The sequence below is a fragment of the Bacillus cereus group sp. BfR-BA-01311 genome (genome assembly GCF_022664295.1).
GTDB classification, from domain to species: Bacteria; Bacillota; Bacilli; order Bacillales; family Bacillaceae_G; genus Bacillus_A; species Bacillus_A cereus.
Window position 1 is genome coordinate 439738 of sequence record NZ_JAKUHC010000001.1, and the last position, 14467, is coordinate 454204.

Sequence of the window (14467 nt, forward strand, 5' to 3'; positions counted from 1 at the left end):
CATAGTCTTTTACATTATAAAGGAGGAGTGGATAGAAAACAAAGGATTGTTACACATATAGTTTTGGTTTTGTTGCTGTTTGTTGAACTGGTTCTTTCGGTAACTCTTTTTCTATTACAGGTTCAATCACTATTTTCTTTCGTTTTCGTTTCTTTTTTTGAGGTGCAGGAGGCGGACTTTCTACTTCAACTGGCTCTGTTACATTTTCCGTTTGATTTTCTTCCGTGCTTTTTCCAGAGGTGAGGATTTTAACAATGCTTGGTAGACTACGCATAATAGGACCGTACTGTTCGACGACAGGACCTACAGATTGAACGACTTGGGATACTTTTTCGATGTTATTTATCATATTAGTTGGATTTGAAATTAAGTTCGAAAAAAAACTGCCGATGCCACTGCTTGCTGTTGCCGCAGCTGTAGTTGTGCCCCCGCGCGTTTCATTTGATTCATACATTTGAGGCGGTATCATTTGCTCAGGATGTTGCTGCATGTATGGTTGATATTGTGGATGTTGCTGCGGATATTGTTGCTGGTATTGCTGCGGATATTGCTGATGATATTGCGGCGGTGGTGGTTGCTGATGCATCATTGGTTGCCCTTCCATTTGTCGGTAAGGTGGAACCATTTGCATAAAAGGCTCGGTTGGATCGTGTTTTTTAAAAAGCTTAGCAAGAAAACCTTTCTTTTTTTGTGCCATTGGTGGTAGTTGTGGAATTGGATATGGTGTATAAGGTTGCTGCCCTGGATTCGGATACATTTGCCTTGTAGGGGATTTCGGAAACATGTGAGAAATCCTCCTTTCTTCAGTTAGGTATATACACATACAATATGCAATAAAAGGGAAGAAGGTTAGTTTTTGAAGTGAAAACCTAAACTAAAGATGGATTTTACTTGTAGATTTCGATATAATGTAGACTTGACTGATTTGTGCGCGCAGTAGAAATTTTAGAAAGAAGGTGTAACTTATGACACAACAAACTTTTACACAGTATGATTTTAAACCATTTTTAATAGATGCAGTTCGTGAACTACGCTTTACAGAGCCGACAGGAATTCAGCAGAAAATTTTCCCAGTCGTGAAAAAAGGTGTAAGTGTAATTGGACAATCCCAAACAGGTTCTGGGAAAACACATGCATACTTACTTCCTACATTAAACAGAATTAATGCAAGTCGTGAAGAAGTACAACTTGTTATTACAGCGCCTACTCGTGAGTTAGCACAACAAATTTACGAAGAAGTCGTGAAATTAACAAAGTTTTGTGCGGAAGACCAAATGATTACAGCACGTTGTTTAATTGGTGGAACTGATAAACAACGTTCAATTGAGAAATTGAAAAAACAACCTCATATCGTAGTTGGGACACCAGGACGTATTAAAGACTTAGTTGAAGAACAAGCATTATTTGTTCATAAAGCAAATACGATTATTGTCGATGAAGCAGACTTAATGCTTGATATGGGATTCATTCATGATGTAGACAAAATTGCAGCACGCATGCCTAAAAACTTGCAAATGTTAGTTTTCTCTGCAACAATTCCTCAAAAACTAAAACCGTTTCTGAAGAAATATATGGAGAATCCAGAGCATATTCATATCAATCCAAAACAAGTTGCAGCTGGAAACATTGAACACTATTTAGTGCCTTCTAAACATCGTAATAAAATTGATTTAGTGCATAAAATGCTACTTCAATTTAAACCGTATTTAGCAGTTGTTTTCACGAATACGAAAAAGATGGCAGACCAAGTTGCTGATGGATTAATGGAACGTGGCTTAAAAGTTGGACGAATTCACGGGGATTTATCACCACGTGATCGTAAAAAAATGATGAAACAAATTCGTGACCTTGAATTCCAATATATTGTTGCGACTGATTTAGCAGCACGTGGTATTGATATTGAAGGGATTAGCCATGTTATTAACTATGAGTTACCATCAGATTTAGATTTCTTCGTTCACCGCGTTGGAAGAACAGCACGTGCGGGGCATTCTGGTATTGCAGTGACGATTTATGATCCAGCAAACGAAGAAGCGTTAGATAGCTTAGAAAAACAACGTCATATCGAGTTTAAACATGTAGATTTACGTGGAGATGAGTGGGCAGATTTAGGTGAGCGTCGTCGTCGTAAGAGCCGTAAAAAACCAAATGACGAACTTGATGTTATGGCAACGAAAGTTATAAAAAAACCGAAAAAAGTAAAACCAAACTATAAACGTAAACTTGCAACAGAACGTGACAAAGTGAAGAGAAAATATAGCAATAAAAAAAGATAAGGGGTTTCCCTTATCTTTTTTTAATCCCGGTAATTTAAATGAAGAGTATAGTCTGTCTAAATAGTCATATGAATTTGTGTAGTGCGTCTTTTGTGAACAAACAATTCACTACATATTTCTACAAATTATGCTATCATTATATCTATTGTATATTGAAGAGGTGATTGTATGTTAAAGATTGGATCTCATGTTTCTATGAGTGGTAAGAAAATGTTATTAGCAGCAAGTGAAGAGGCTGTTTCATACGGTGCAACAACGTTTATGATTTATACAGGTGCACCGCAAAATACACGAAGAAAACCAATTGAAGAATTGAACATAGAAGCAGGAAGAAAACATATGGAGCTGAACGGAATTGAGGAAATTATCGTCCATGCGCCGTATATTATTAATGTTGGGAATACGACGAAGCCAGAAACATTCCAATTAGGCGTAGACTTTCTTCGCATGGAAATTGAAAGAACATCGGCATTAGGTGTAGCGAAACAAATTGTTCTTCACCCAGGAGCGCACGTTGGTGCTGGAGCAGATGCTGGTATTCAACAAATTATTAAAGGGCTTAATGAAGTATTAACGCCAGAACAGACGGTTAACATTGCGTTAGAGACGATGGCAGGAAAAGGAACAGAATGCGGTCGTAGCTTTGAAGAAATTGCGAAGATTATTGATGGTGTAAAATATAATGAAAAGCTATCTGTATGCTTTGATACGTGTCATACGCACGATGCAGGATATGATATTGTAAATGACTTTGACGGCGTATTAAACGAATTTGATAAGATCGTTGGTATAGATCGTTTACAAGTACTTCATATTAATGATAGTAAAAATGTACGCGGAGCAGGAAAAGACCGTCATGAAAACATTGGATTTGGTCACATTGGGTATAAAGCATTGCATCACATTGTACATCATCCACAGTTAATGCATGTACCAAAAATTCTTGAAACACCGTATGTAGGGGAAGATAAAAAAGATAAGAAGCCACCATATAAATTGGAAATCGAAATGCTGAAAAACGGCACTTTTGATGAAGGGCTTCTTGAAAAAATTAAAGCGCAATAAGGAGGGGAAATCCCCTCCTTATTTTAGTAGTTGCTGAAATAATGTATTTACTTGTTGGGCAGTGGCAGGGGAAGTTACTTTTGCGATCTGTTTTAAGAGCTCTAGTCGCTCGTTGTTATCGTAAATATTAATATTTTTACCCTTCATAAGTAAAACGATTTGGTCAGCTTGTGCGGCTGTAATAGGAACTTCGTATTCTTTGCTATATTTTAATAACTCTTTTGTAGAAATATGATTTAATTTTTTATTAACAATTTGTTTAATGAGGTTCATCTTATTATCCTCCTTCACGCGTTCTTCTATCGAAATATATGAGCATGTAGCTTGTACATATTCGTATGGAGTTTCTTTTTTCATGAGGAAAAGAAGCGTATGTTATAATATAAGGACGAAACTACAGAAAAAGAGTACAGGGAGGGCTTATGGAGCAAAAGCAACATCGAAAAGAAAGTGTTATTCATCTCATTTATCGTTTAGTTATGATTATTTTTGGAGCAGCATGCGCGGCGGTGGCGATTGAACTATTTTTAATGCCAAATAAAATTATTGATGGTGGAATTATTGGTATTTCTCTTATATTAGATTATCTTACTCCTAACATTTGGTGGTTAAGTTTTTCTACTTTAGTCGTTGTTCTCAATATCCCATTTATGTATTCCGGTTATAAGCAAATTGGAAAAACATTTATGTTATCTTCGACATTTGGTATTGTAGCGTTAGCTTTCATTGAGTCAACGTTACATGCGGTGCCACCATTTACAACAGAACCTATTTTAGCGACAGTGTTTGGTGGGCTTATTTTAGGTCTTGGTGTAGGACTTGTAATTCGTCATGGTGGGTCGTTAGATGGAACTGAAATTATGGGGATTTTATTAACGAAGAAACTACCGTTCTCTGTTGGTGAATTCGTAATGTTTGTGAACTTATTTATTTTTGCATGGGCAGCATTTGTGTTTGGTGTGGAACAAGCGATGTATTCTGTTATGACGTACTATATCGCATTTAAAACAATCGATACAGTAATTCAAGGGCTAGATGAAACGAAGGCGGTTTTAATTGTATCTGATCAATATGAGGAAGTATCAAACGCGATTTTGCATCGTCTTGGCCGTGGAACGACAAAGCTTGTAGCGAAAGGTGGTTACACGGATAAAGAAAAAGAAGTTATTTATGCAGTTGTAACGCGTCTAGAAGTGACGAAGTTAAAATCAATTGTGCATGAAATTGATGAAAATGCATTTGTTACGATTATGAGCACGCAAGAGACAAATGGTGGTAAGTTTAAATCGGCTATTCACTAAAAGTTTATAGGAATATTTTTTGAAAGCAGAGAATTTTTCTCTGCTTTTTGTTATAATAGTAAGGTTTCTTGAAAAAATAGATATATTTTAGGCAGATTGGTTTACAACTATAATAAGCTGTACTATAATTCAAATAGATATAAATCGGAATCATTCTGAATTAAAATAGGTGAGATGCTATGAATAATATATTAGAAATTGAAGGTTTAACATTCCGATATGAAGATCGGAATGTGTTAGAAAATATTAATTTGCAAGTTCCGAAGGGAGCTTTTTTAGGTTTAGTGGGACCGAATGGTTCAGGTAAATCAACTTTACTTAAGTGTTTATTAGGCGTTTTAAAGCCAAAAGAAGGAAGCATACGCGTGTTTGGCGTTGATAGTAAGAAGTTTAAGGAATGGAACAAAGTTGGTTATGTATCCCAAAAGGCAAATAGTTTCAATTCTGGTTTTCCAGCAACTGTTTCTGAAGTTGTCTCAATGGGACTTGTTTCGAAAAAAGGGCTTTTTCGCTTTTTTACAAAAGAGGATAAAAAAAAGGTAGAAAAAGCAATTGCTGATGTAGGGATGAGTGAGTTTCAAGGTCGTAACATTGGAGAGCTTTCTGGTGGACAGCAACAGCGTGTATTTATTGCTCGTGCGCTCGTTAGTGATCCTGAATTGCTTATTTTGGACGAGCCTACTGTTGGAATCGATGTGAAAAATGTGGAAAGTTTTTACGAAATATTAGAGGATTTAAACAAAAGGCTCGGGATCACATTAATTCTTGTTACTCATGATATGGGAGCTGTTACTGAAAAAGTAACACATGTTGCATGCCTAAACCAACATCTACATTTCCATGGAAATGTAGAGAAGTTCCGAGAGTTAGAAGATGCAGAAATGTCCGTCTTATATGGACATCATGTTCATCGTTTAGAACACGAACATGAGCATCACGGGAGGATATAATGATACAAGATTTTTTACAATATGACTTTTTACGTAATTCTTTATACGCAGGTATTTTAATTGGACTTGTTGCACCGCTAATTGGTGTGTTTGTTGTTATTCGTCGTTTATCTCTTATTGCGGATGCATTAAGTCACGTGACGTTATCGGGTATTGCAGCAAGTTTATTACTTGAAAAAACCATTTTTACAGGTGGATTTTTAAACCCCTTATATATGGGGATGATTTTCTCGATTGGTGGAGCGCTACTAATCGAAAAGTTACGAACTGTATATAAGCACTATCAAGAATTAGCAATTCCAATTATCCTTTCGGCAGGGATGGGGGTTGGAGTTATTTTCATTTCACTTGCAAATGGATTTAACACAGACTTATTTAGTTATTTATTTGGTAGTGTCAGTGCTGTAACAAGTACAGATTTAATTATTATTGGGATTGTAGCAATTGTTGTTGTTGCGACAATTATTTTATTATATAAAGAGCTGTTTCTATTATCATTTGATGAGGAATACGCAGTATCAACTGGTTTAAGAGCGAAATGGATTCACTTTATTTTCATTATATTAGTTGCTCTTGTCATTGCAGTATCAATGCGTGTAGTGGGGGTTCTTCTCGTATCATCATTAATGACATTACCAGTTGCAGCAAGTATTCGTATTGCTAAAGGATTTAAACAAACAATTTTCTTTTCCATTTTATTTGGTGAAATTGCAGTAATTGGTGGAATGTTTGCTTCGTATCAACTTGATCTAGCGCCAGGTGGTACAATTGTTATGATAGCAGTTCTTATTTTAATCGGTGCGATTTTATGGAAGAAGAAAAAAACTGCATAAAGTAGGGATAGGTATGAATCTAACAGAAGCTTTACGCCTAATGAAAGAAAAAGGATATAAACATACTGGAAAAAGAGAAGAGATGCTCAGATTATTTGCAGCACATAATCGTTATTTAACTGCGAAAGACGTTTTAGAACATATGAAAGACGATTATCCAGGGCTTAGTTTTGATACGATTTATCGTAACTTAACAGTTTTTGCTGAGATTGGTGTTTTAGAACAAACGGAATTAAATGGCGAAAAACATTTTCGTTTTACTTGTTCTATTATGGAACATCATCATCATTTTATTTGTTTGGATTGTGGGGGGACGAAAGAGATTACTTCCTGCCCAATGGATTTTATGAATAAAGATTTTACTGGTTATGAAGTAACGGGTCATAAGTTTGAAATATATGGTCGTTGTCCAAAATGTGCAAAGTAAAAGCTCGTCGGTTATGTAACTGACGAGCTTTTTTACGTAGAAAAGAAGGTTGCTCACAAATATTGTGGCAACCTTCTTTTTATTGTTCTTGTGTCTCTTTTTCTTTTTCTCGTTCAGCAGCCATTTCAGCAGCAATTACGTCGATTTCTTTTTTCAGTTCTTCTACCATTGTTTCTTCTGGTACTTTACGAACGACTTGCCCTTTACGGAATAATAATCCCTCTCCACGTGCACCGGCAATACCGATATCAGCTTCACGAGCTTCACCAGGGCCATTTACAGCGCAACCAAGTACTGCAACTTTAATTGGTACTTGAAGTGTAGAGATGTATTCTTCCACTTCGTTAGCAATGCTAATTAAATCGATTTCAATACGACCACAAGTTGGACAAGAGATAAGTGTTGCTGCATTAGACGCAAGACCGAATGATTTTAATAATTCGCGAGCAACTTTTACTTCTTCAACTGGATCAGCACTTAATGAAATACGTAGTGTATTTCCGATGCCTTTATTTAAGATTGCTCCAAGACCAGCAGCACTTTTTACAGTTCCGGCAAACAATGTTCCAGATTCTGTAATACCTAAATGTAATGGATAATCAAAAGCACGAGCAGCTTTCTCGTATGCTTCGATTGCTAAGTTAACATCAGAGGCTTTCATAGATACGATAATATCGTGGAAATCTAAGTCCTCTAAAATTTTAATATGATGTAGCGCGCTCTCAACCATACCATCTGCAGTTGGGTACCCGTACTTTTCTAAAATGTGTCGCTCTAATGAACCAGCGTTTACACCGATACGGATTGGAATACCGCGCTCTTTTGCTGCATTTACAACAGCTTCTACTTTATGGCGACGACCAATATTACCTGGATTGATACGTACTTTATCGATGCCACCTTCAATTGCTTTTAAAGCAAGGCGATAATCAAAATGAATATCAGCAACAAGTGGAATGTTGATTTGTTTTTTTATATCAGCAATAGCATCTGCTGCGCGTTCATCTGGAACGGCAACGCGGACGACTTGACAGCCGGCTTCTTCTAAACGCTTGATTTCAGCAACTGTTGCTTCAACATCATGTGTTTTTGTTGTTGTCATACTTTGTATAATTAATTCATTATTACCGCCGATTGTTAAATTACCGACTTTAACTGGACGTGTTTTTGTACGATGAGTCATTTCATTCACGAATAGATCGCTCTCCTTATAAAAGAAGTTTCTTATTTAGTCCCTCATATCAATGATAGTATACGTGATATAGGGCTATAGAAACCGAAGTACTCGGTTTCACTTTTACTATTGTATCAGCGCCTTTATGTAATTGACAAGGATTAAGTGATAGCTTATTGATATAACGGGAATTTATAAGACTTTCCAATTTGTATTTTTGTAGCAGATGTACTTTTGTTTAATTGTTTAAAGTCGTCAATGACTTTTTCTATGGAAGGAATTTTTTTCTTGTTAATTTGTTCTGTAATAGAAAGAACTGTCTCACCAGTTTTTACTTCAATTGTTTTATAAGATACATCCGTTTCTTTTTCTGTTTTGTTCGCTTTATTTTGTTGACTGTCTGTGTTTTCTTTTTTAATTGTTTGAGCAGCAGTTGTTTTTTTATATGAACTTAACATCGGTAAAGTACCGATTTTTATATCGTAATAAAATATATAACCGAGAACAAGCACGAATAGGAATATACCTAATCTCTTCATATTCTTCACTCCTTTGCTAGGAATATATGCTTGTCCAAAAAAAAAATGCCTATTTAGGCATTTTTTATTTTTCTTTCGGTTTGGGTACCTCTTTAATCGTTAAGTATAGAACGATTAAAACAACAGCGATATAAATGAACGTTGCTCCAGGTACGACGATTTTGAATAAATCCATAATCATGAAGAAAATGGTTGGGATCGTGTAGCTGTATGCAGTTAGTGTCCAAACTTGTTTATAGGATAGTTTACGTTGACCGCTCATAGCAGAACCGATGAACGCAAGTAAAGTCACGCCTACAAAAGTTATGAATAATTGGAATAGGTACACTAAGAATCCAATAACAAATAATAAAATTGGATAAATATTATCGAATAAAGAAATAAATTCTTGTAGATCTTTTTTCTCAAGAGATGCACCTAACAAATCGTTATAAGAATACGTTTGTGTTTGACCATTTCCCATAGAGACTACTTTATCTTTTAAAACAAATAAACCTGTTTTATTTTGATATTTTTCTAGGTCTGTTGAATTTGGATCAAATACGAAAAGTGTATTTCCTTCTTCTTTTTCAATAGGTTGATCAATATCGGCTTTTAGTTCGCCATTTTCGATTTTAAAATCAGGTAAATCTTTATCGATGACTTGATTTACCATGCCAACACCATCCTGGATAAAACTACCGTACAAAAAAGTTCTTGGAATAGTAGTAATTAAGCAAAGTAGCATAATATACAAAATGGTTTTACCGATTTTTTGAAAACGGAATAGCGCCATATCTTTAGGCGAGTATATGCTTTTTACGAATTGGGTAAATATGGACATAGATTCACTTCCTTTATGTATGTATAAAATCATTGTAACGTAGGAATCTAGAGAATCTCAAGATATATTATATTTACATATAGTGGAGATAACTAAATTTCTTTTATTAACTTTCTTCTTTTAAATAAGAAAAATACAATTGACACTTTTCTTTTCTATATGGTAAATTTATCTTACATTTCTTAAAGAGCATATCCGATAGGAATTCCTCTATTTGATATGTTGTTACATACATAATTGTGGACCCTTAGCTCAGCTGGTTAGAGCAGACGGCTCATAACCGTCCGGTCGTAGGTTCGAGTCCTACAGGGTCCATATCCATTTCGCATGTTTATTATGTTAGCAGGAAGCTTCCTTGTAGAAGGAAGCTTTTTTTACGGAATATATGAGCATTTTAATTGAAAAGAAGTGGGAATTTTGCTACTTTAATGATAGCAAGACAATGTGATTTATTTGTTTGCACCCTATGGCAATTAGGGTAGAATGAAGTTGTATGTCACTTAAGTGGCAATACATAAACTGGGAGGAATATAACAATGGCAAAACACGAATTACCAAATTTACCTTATGCGTATGATGCTTTAGAGCCTCACTTTGACAAAGAAACAATGAACATCCATCATACAAAACATCACAACACGTACATTACAAACTTAAACGCTGCTTTAGAAGGTCATGCAGAATTAGCTGACAAAAGCGTAGAAGAATTAGTTGCAAACTTAAACGAAGTACCAGAAGCAATCCGTACAGCAGTACGTAACAATGGTGGCGGACATGCTAACCATACATTCTTCTGGACAATCCTATCTCCAAACGGCGGAGGACAACCTGTAGGTGAACTTGCAACTGCAATTGAAGCAAAATTCGGTAGCTTCGATGCATTCAAAGAAGAATTCGCAAAAGCTGGCGCAACTCGCTTCGGTTCTGGTTGGGCTTGGTTAGTAGTAAACAATGGTGAGTTAGAAGTAACAAGCACTCCAAACCAAGATTCTCCTTTAACTGAAGGTAAAACTCCAGTTATCGGTTTAGATGTTTGGGAGCATGCTTACTACTTAAACTACCAAAACCGTCGTCCAGACTACATCGGCGCATTCTGGAACGTTGTAGATTGGAACGCTGCTGAAAAACGTTACCAAGAAGCAAAATAATCGTAATAAATATAGAAAAAGCTAGGGGAGAGCTCCTAGCTTTTTTCTATGCTTTCCTTTTACATAATTGGGCTTGTCTTTGGAAGACTAGAACATGAAGTAAAGGAGAGTTGTGTATGAAATGGAAACATATAATTGGTGACGTTGAAGTGAATCGGGATTTAGTGTTATTGCTCCTTATAGGAGGTTTATACACGCTCGCAATTTCTTTATCGAATACGTTTGTAAATATTTATTTATGGAAACAAACACAAAATTATGTGAATCTTGGCTTGTATAATTTAGCCAGCGTGGTATTACAGCCTCTCACATTTCTTGTAGGGGGAAAATTAGCGAAACGTATCGATCGCTCGATTTTATTACGAATAGGAGTAGGGACGCTCGCAATTTTTTTTATTGTTGTCTTAGTAGCAGGGAAAAGTGCTTCTCAGTATATTTTATTAATGGGGGCTCTTTTAGGAGTAGGATACGGTTTTTACTGGTTGGCTTTTAACTTATTGACATTTGAAATTACAGAACCAGAAACAAGAGATTTCTTTAATGGGTTTCTTGGACTTCTTACATCCTTCTCTGGAATGATTGGACCAATAGCAGCAGGATACACAATTTCACGTATGGAGAAATGGAGTGGCTATACTGTTATATTCTTTCTTTCATTAGTTCTATTTGCAATTGCTGTCGTCTTAAGCTTCTTTTTATCTAAAAGAGAATGTGAAGGGCGTTATGAAATCGTGCAAGTATTGAAAGAACGACGGATTGATAAAAATTGGGGAAAGATTACACGAGCTCATTTTTTCCAAGGATTGAGAGAAGGAACATTTATTTTTGTCATTTCAGTATATGTTTATTTAGCAACTAATAGTGAGTTTGCATTAGGGAAATACAGTTTAGTGAACTCTGCTGTATCCTTTGTATGTTATTACTTAGTTGCTCGTATGTTAAAGAAGGAGTGGCGAAAAAAAGCAATTTTACTTGGAGGCATTATTTTATATGCTGTCGTCTTTTTAGTTATTTTCAATGTTACATACACGAAATTACTTATTTATGCGGCATGTATTGCAATTGCATATCCTATTTTACTTGTTCCGTACGGATCAATGACATATGACGTAATTGGTAGAGCGAAAAATGCGAGAGAATGGCGTGTGGAATATGTCGTTGTTCGGGAGCTGTGGTTAAACGCCGGAAGAATCTGTTCCATTTTAAGTTTTTTATGTGCTGTACTATTCTTTCCACCTGAAAAAAGTTTACCTTACTTATTATGTATTTTAGGTGCTGGACATTTTCTTATTTATTTTGCAGTTAAAAATGTCAAATATGATGAGGGAAATGCGAGTAAAGCAAGTGTTGTAACGCAAGGGAACGCGCAAAACCAAACTGAACCAGAAGGTTAACTTCTCGTTTGTTTTATGCTAGAATAGAAAAAGATGTAAGACAGCAGTGAGGACACCTGTATGAAGGTGTCCCTTTCACATTACATAGCTGTTGGTAGAGGGGGTTTGTATGAGCAAGAAACAGAAGCAAAATAAGAAAAAGACCCACGTTCCTTTTCGGTTAAACGTGCTGTTTTTCTGCGTGTTTTTAATGTTCTCCGCGGTTATTGTAAGGCTCGGATATGTACAAATTGTTCGTGGTGAAGAATATAAGAATGAAGTGGAGAAGAAAGAAAACTCAACGATAAGTAATCCTGTACCGCGTGGGAAAATATTTGACCGTTATGGGCGAGCTGTAGTAGATAATGTAGCCATTCGTACTATTACATTTACAAAAATGAAAGGATCAACTGCAGAAGATCGCTTAGAAACAGCGAAAAAGCTAGCAGATTTGATTGAAGTACCGACAGATAAATTAACGGATCGCGATAAAAAGGATTATTGGCTTGCTATGCATAAAGAGGAAGCTAAAGAAAAAATTACGAATAAAGATCGTCAAGAGTTTAAAGATAAAAAAATTGATGATAAAGAATTAGACGAGCGTCAGCGAAGTCGTGTAACAGAAGAAGAGGTTAATCAATTATCCGCAAAAGATCTAGAAATACTAGCGATTAAGAGTAAGATGGATGGCGGATATGCAATGACACCTCAAGTTATTAAAAAGGATGCTACAGAAAAGGAATATTCGATTATTAGTGAAAACCTAGCAGCATTACCAGGTGTAGATACGAATGTTGATTGGGAGCGAAAATATACGTACGATGATTTATTCCGAAGTGTACTAGGTGGGGTGTCGACATCTGATGAAGGCTTACCGAGAGAAAGACTAGATTACTATCTTGTTCGTGATTATAATCGAAATGACCGAGTAGGAAAAAGTTATCTTGAACAACAGTATGAAGATAGTCTGCATGGTACGAAAGCAGAAGTTAGAAATGTTACAGATAAAAACGGTAATATTTTAGAAACGATTAATGTATCAAAAGGACAAAGCGGTAATGACTTGAACTTAACAATTGATATGGAATTACAAAAGCGCGTGGAAGATATTCTTGCGAAGAATTTAATGAGGTTTAAAGGAAGCGAACCTCTTTTAGATCGCGCATTCGTTGTAATGATGAACCCAAAAAATGGTGAAGTTTTATCTATGGCGGGGAAACAATTAGTTAACGAAGATGGCCAAACGAAAGTAAATGACTTTGCATTAGGTACCATGACAAGTTCTTATCCGATGGGATCAACTGTAAAAGGTGCAACAGTACTTACAGGATATCAAACTGGTGCGATTCAACCAGGGGCAGTACAATTGGATGAACCAATTAAATTAAAAGGTACACCTACGAAGTCGTCTTGGAAAACGATGGGATACATTAATGACCTGACAGCTTTAAAAATGTCTTCTAACGTTTATATGTTTAAAACAGCGATGAATATCGCCGGTGTTCAGTATGTGAGAGGTGGTACGTTAGATATACCTCAAAAAGCATTTGATACGATGCGTTATTATTTCGGACAGTTTGGACTTGGTGTAAAAACAGGAATTGATTTACCGAATGAATCTGCTGGTCAGATGGGTAGAAGTAGTCAACCAGGTTTCTTACTAGATTTATCAATTGGACAGTATGATACGTATACACCACTTCAATTAGCGCAATATATTTCGACGATTGCCAATGGCGGATATCGTATGCAACCACAAGTTGTAAAAGAAATTCGTCAACCGGCAGTGAAACCGGATGAAGTTGGGAAAGTTGTTCAATCTATGGAACCGAAAGTATTAAATCGTGTTGATATGCCAGAATCGCAAATTAAGCGTGTTCAAGAAGGATTTAGACAAGTTTATAATGATTCAGGTGGTACAGCTACAAAATACTTTACAGGTGCAAAATATAAAGCGGCAGGGAAGACAGGTACCGCGCAAACTGTGTATGGCGGAGATAAAGAGATTGGTAGAAAGGCAAACGGTGAACGTGTGGAAACATATAACTTAACATTAGTAGGTTATGCGCCACTTGAAGATCCAGAAGTAGCATTCTCTGTTGTCGTTCCGTGGGTACATGATGATAAGACTGGTATTAATGGATATATTGGTCGTGAAATTATGGACGCTTACTTTGATTTGAAAAACAAGGAAGTAAATGGTGAAGCTCCAAAAGATGATAAAGACAATAAAAATAAAGAGCAAGATGATGAATAAAAAAGTTGTAAAAAAGCACACTATCTGAAAAGATAGTGTGCTTTTTTTTATGGTTTATGCATATCGTGTAATAAATGTGGACAAGTATATAACATTGAAAAAACGCGGCCGTATAAATGATACTTGTATATGATGGGATAGGGGATAACTGTTTTATAGGGAAATCATCAGAGGAAATGAATAGCTACTACTGAATTAAAATTGTACCGTATGTTGATTTTTGTGGAACTTTACAAAACTTTTACAAACAATTAAAACCGAATTAATAGTTTAGCAGTATTCTTATATCTGTAATCCTGTT

The 14467-nt window shown here is 35.9% G+C and carries 14 protein-coding genes and 1 tRNA gene; 10 read left to right on the forward strand and 5 right to left on the reverse strand.

Annotated elements, in window-relative coordinates:
- Positions 1-49 precede the first annotated feature (49 nt).
- Positions 50-784: a YqfQ family protein gene (locus MR136_RS02310; protein WP_017673541.1), complete on the reverse strand. Its 735-nt coding sequence runs from the start codon at positions 782-784 to the stop codon at positions 50-52.
- 181 nt (positions 785-965) lie between these two features.
- Here MR136_RS02310 and MR136_RS02315 point away from each other — a divergent pair, with 181 nt between their 5' ends.
- A complete protein-coding gene (locus MR136_RS02315; protein WP_242259250.1) occupies positions 966-2276 on the forward strand; it encodes a DEAD/DEAH box helicase in 1311 nt (436 codons plus the stop codon).
- Between the two features lie 168 nt (positions 2277-2444).
- Entirely contained in the window at positions 2445-3341 is an 897-nt protein-coding gene (locus tag MR136_RS02320; RefSeq protein ID WP_000912460.1) for a deoxyribonuclease IV, read from the forward strand.
- Positions 3342-3359: 18 nt separating this feature from the next.
- On the opposite strand, the gene MR136_RS02325 is transcribed toward MR136_RS02320, so the two are convergent.
- Complete coding sequence (locus tag MR136_RS02325; RefSeq protein ID WP_001048954.1) at positions 3360-3614, reverse strand: DUF2624 domain-containing protein; 255 nt, start codon at positions 3612-3614, stop codon at positions 3360-3362.
- Positions 3615-3763: 149 nt separating this feature from the next.
- Between MR136_RS02325 and MR136_RS02330 the strand changes: the two genes are divergently transcribed.
- The 4 genes from MR136_RS02330 (at position 3764) to MR136_RS02345 (ending at position 6852) form a co-directional block, all read left to right on the forward strand.
- Positions 3764-4642: a YitT family protein gene (locus tag MR136_RS02330; RefSeq protein WP_000435963.1), complete on the forward strand. Its 879-nt coding sequence runs from the start codon at positions 3764-3766 to the stop codon at positions 4640-4642.
- Positions 4643-4821: 179 nt separating this feature from the next.
- Positions 4822-5592 (forward strand): metal ABC transporter ATP-binding protein, encoded by a 771-nt coding sequence (locus MR136_RS02335; RefSeq protein WP_001059662.1) that lies wholly within the window; start codon positions 4822-4824, stop codon positions 5590-5592.
- Positions 5592-6425 carry a metal ABC transporter permease gene (locus MR136_RS02340; protein WP_000613815.1) on the forward strand — a complete coding sequence of 278 codons (834 nt, stop codon included), beginning with the start codon at positions 5592-5594 and terminating at the stop codon, positions 6423-6425. Before MR136_RS02335 ends, MR136_RS02340 begins: the two co-directional genes overlap by 1 nt.
- 13 nt (positions 6426-6438) lie before the next feature.
- Positions 6439-6852 carry a Fur family transcriptional regulator gene (locus tag MR136_RS02345; RefSeq protein ID WP_001054516.1) on the forward strand — a complete coding sequence of 138 codons (414 nt, stop codon included), beginning with the start codon at positions 6439-6441 and terminating at the stop codon, positions 6850-6852.
- A 79-nt stretch (positions 6853-6931) separates the two neighbouring features.
- On the opposite strand, the gene ispG is transcribed toward MR136_RS02345, so the two are convergent.
- The 3 genes from ispG to yqgB form a co-directional block, all read right to left on the reverse strand.
- The gene (gene ispG / locus MR136_RS02350) at positions 6932-8035 is read right to left on the reverse strand and encodes a flavodoxin-dependent (E)-4-hydroxy-3-methylbut-2-enyl-diphosphate synthase (RefSeq protein WP_153577907.1); all 1104 of its coding nucleotides are present in this window, start codon (positions 8033-8035) and stop codon (positions 6932-6934) included.
- A 164-nt stretch (positions 8036-8199) separates the two neighbouring features.
- The gene (yqfZ, locus tag MR136_RS02355) at positions 8200-8565 is read right to left on the reverse strand and encodes a protein YqfZ (protein ID WP_000825414.1); all 366 of its coding nucleotides are present in this window, start codon (positions 8563-8565) and stop codon (positions 8200-8202) included.
- A gap of 64 nt (positions 8566-8629) precedes the next feature.
- Positions 8630-9388, reverse strand: coding sequence for a protein YqgB (gene yqgB, locus MR136_RS02360; RefSeq protein ID WP_000021898.1), 759 nt, complete (start codon positions 9386-9388; stop codon positions 8630-8632).
- 241 nt (positions 9389-9629) lie between these two features.
- Here yqgB and MR136_RS02365 point away from each other — a divergent pair.
- From MR136_RS02365 to MR136_RS02380, 4 genes are all read left to right on the forward strand, one after another.
- Positions 9630-9703 (forward strand) — tRNA-Ile (locus tag MR136_RS02365).
- Between the two features lie 221 nt (positions 9704-9924).
- Complete coding sequence (gene sodA, locus MR136_RS02370; protein ID WP_001052031.1) at positions 9925-10536, forward strand: superoxide dismutase [Mn]; 612 nt, start codon at positions 9925-9927, stop codon at positions 10534-10536.
- A 116-nt stretch (positions 10537-10652) separates the two neighbouring features.
- Positions 10653-11930 carry an MFS transporter gene (locus tag MR136_RS02375; protein ID WP_000871384.1) on the forward strand — a complete coding sequence of 426 codons (1278 nt, stop codon included), beginning with the start codon at positions 10653-10655 and terminating at the stop codon, positions 11928-11930.
- Positions 11931-12039: 109 nt separating this feature from the next.
- A complete protein-coding gene (locus MR136_RS02380; RefSeq protein ID WP_017673544.1) occupies positions 12040-14166 on the forward strand; it encodes a peptidoglycan D,D-transpeptidase FtsI family protein in 2127 nt (708 codons plus the stop codon).
- Positions 14167-14467 lie beyond the last annotated feature (301 nt).

Bases quoted from the DNA above. Each gene is read 5' to 3' on its own strand.
- MR136_RS02325 (WP_001048954.1), bottom strand. From the start codon at position 3,614: ATGAACCTCATTAAACAAATTGTTAATAAAAAATTAAATCATATTTCT.
- MR136_RS02310 (WP_017673541.1), bottom strand. From the start codon at position 784: ATGTTTCCGAAATCCCCTACAAGGCAAATGTATCCGAATCCAGGGCAG.
- MR136_RS02340 (WP_000613815.1), top strand. From the start codon at position 5,592: ATGATACAAGATTTTTTACAATATGACTTTTTACGTAATTCTTTATAC.
- MR136_RS02335 (WP_001059662.1), top strand. From the start codon at position 4,822: ATGAATAATATATTAGAAATTGAAGGTTTAACATTCCGATATGAAGAT.
- MR136_RS02380 (WP_017673544.1), top strand. From the start codon at position 12,040: ATGAGCAAGAAACAGAAGCAAAATAAGAAAAAGACCCACGTTCCTTTT.
- MR136_RS02345 (WP_001054516.1), top strand. From the start codon at position 6,439: ATGAATCTAACAGAAGCTTTACGCCTAATGAAAGAAAAAGGATATAAA.
- MR136_RS02330 (WP_000435963.1), top strand. From the start codon at position 3,764: ATGGAGCAAAAGCAACATCGAAAAGAAAGTGTTATTCATCTCATTTAT.
- MR136_RS02320 (WP_000912460.1), top strand. From the start codon at position 2,445: ATGTTAAAGATTGGATCTCATGTTTCTATGAGTGGTAAGAAAATGTTA.
- yqfZ (WP_000825414.1), bottom strand. From the start codon at position 8,565: ATGAAGAGATTAGGTATATTCCTATTCGTGCTTGTTCTCGGTTATATA.
- MR136_RS02315 (WP_242259250.1), top strand. From the start codon at position 966: ATGACACAACAAACTTTTACACAGTATGATTTTAAACCATTTTTAATA.
- yqgB (WP_000021898.1), bottom strand. From the start codon at position 9,388: ATGTCCATATTTACCCAATTCGTAAAAAGCATATACTCGCCTAAAGAT.
- sodA (WP_001052031.1), top strand. From the start codon at position 9,925: ATGGCAAAACACGAATTACCAAATTTACCTTATGCGTATGATGCTTTA.
- MR136_RS02375 (WP_000871384.1), top strand. From the start codon at position 10,653: ATGAAATGGAAACATATAATTGGTGACGTTGAAGTGAATCGGGATTTA.
- ispG (WP_153577907.1), bottom strand. From the start codon at position 8,035: ATGACTCATCGTACAAAAACACGTCCAGTTAAAGTCGGTAATTTAACA.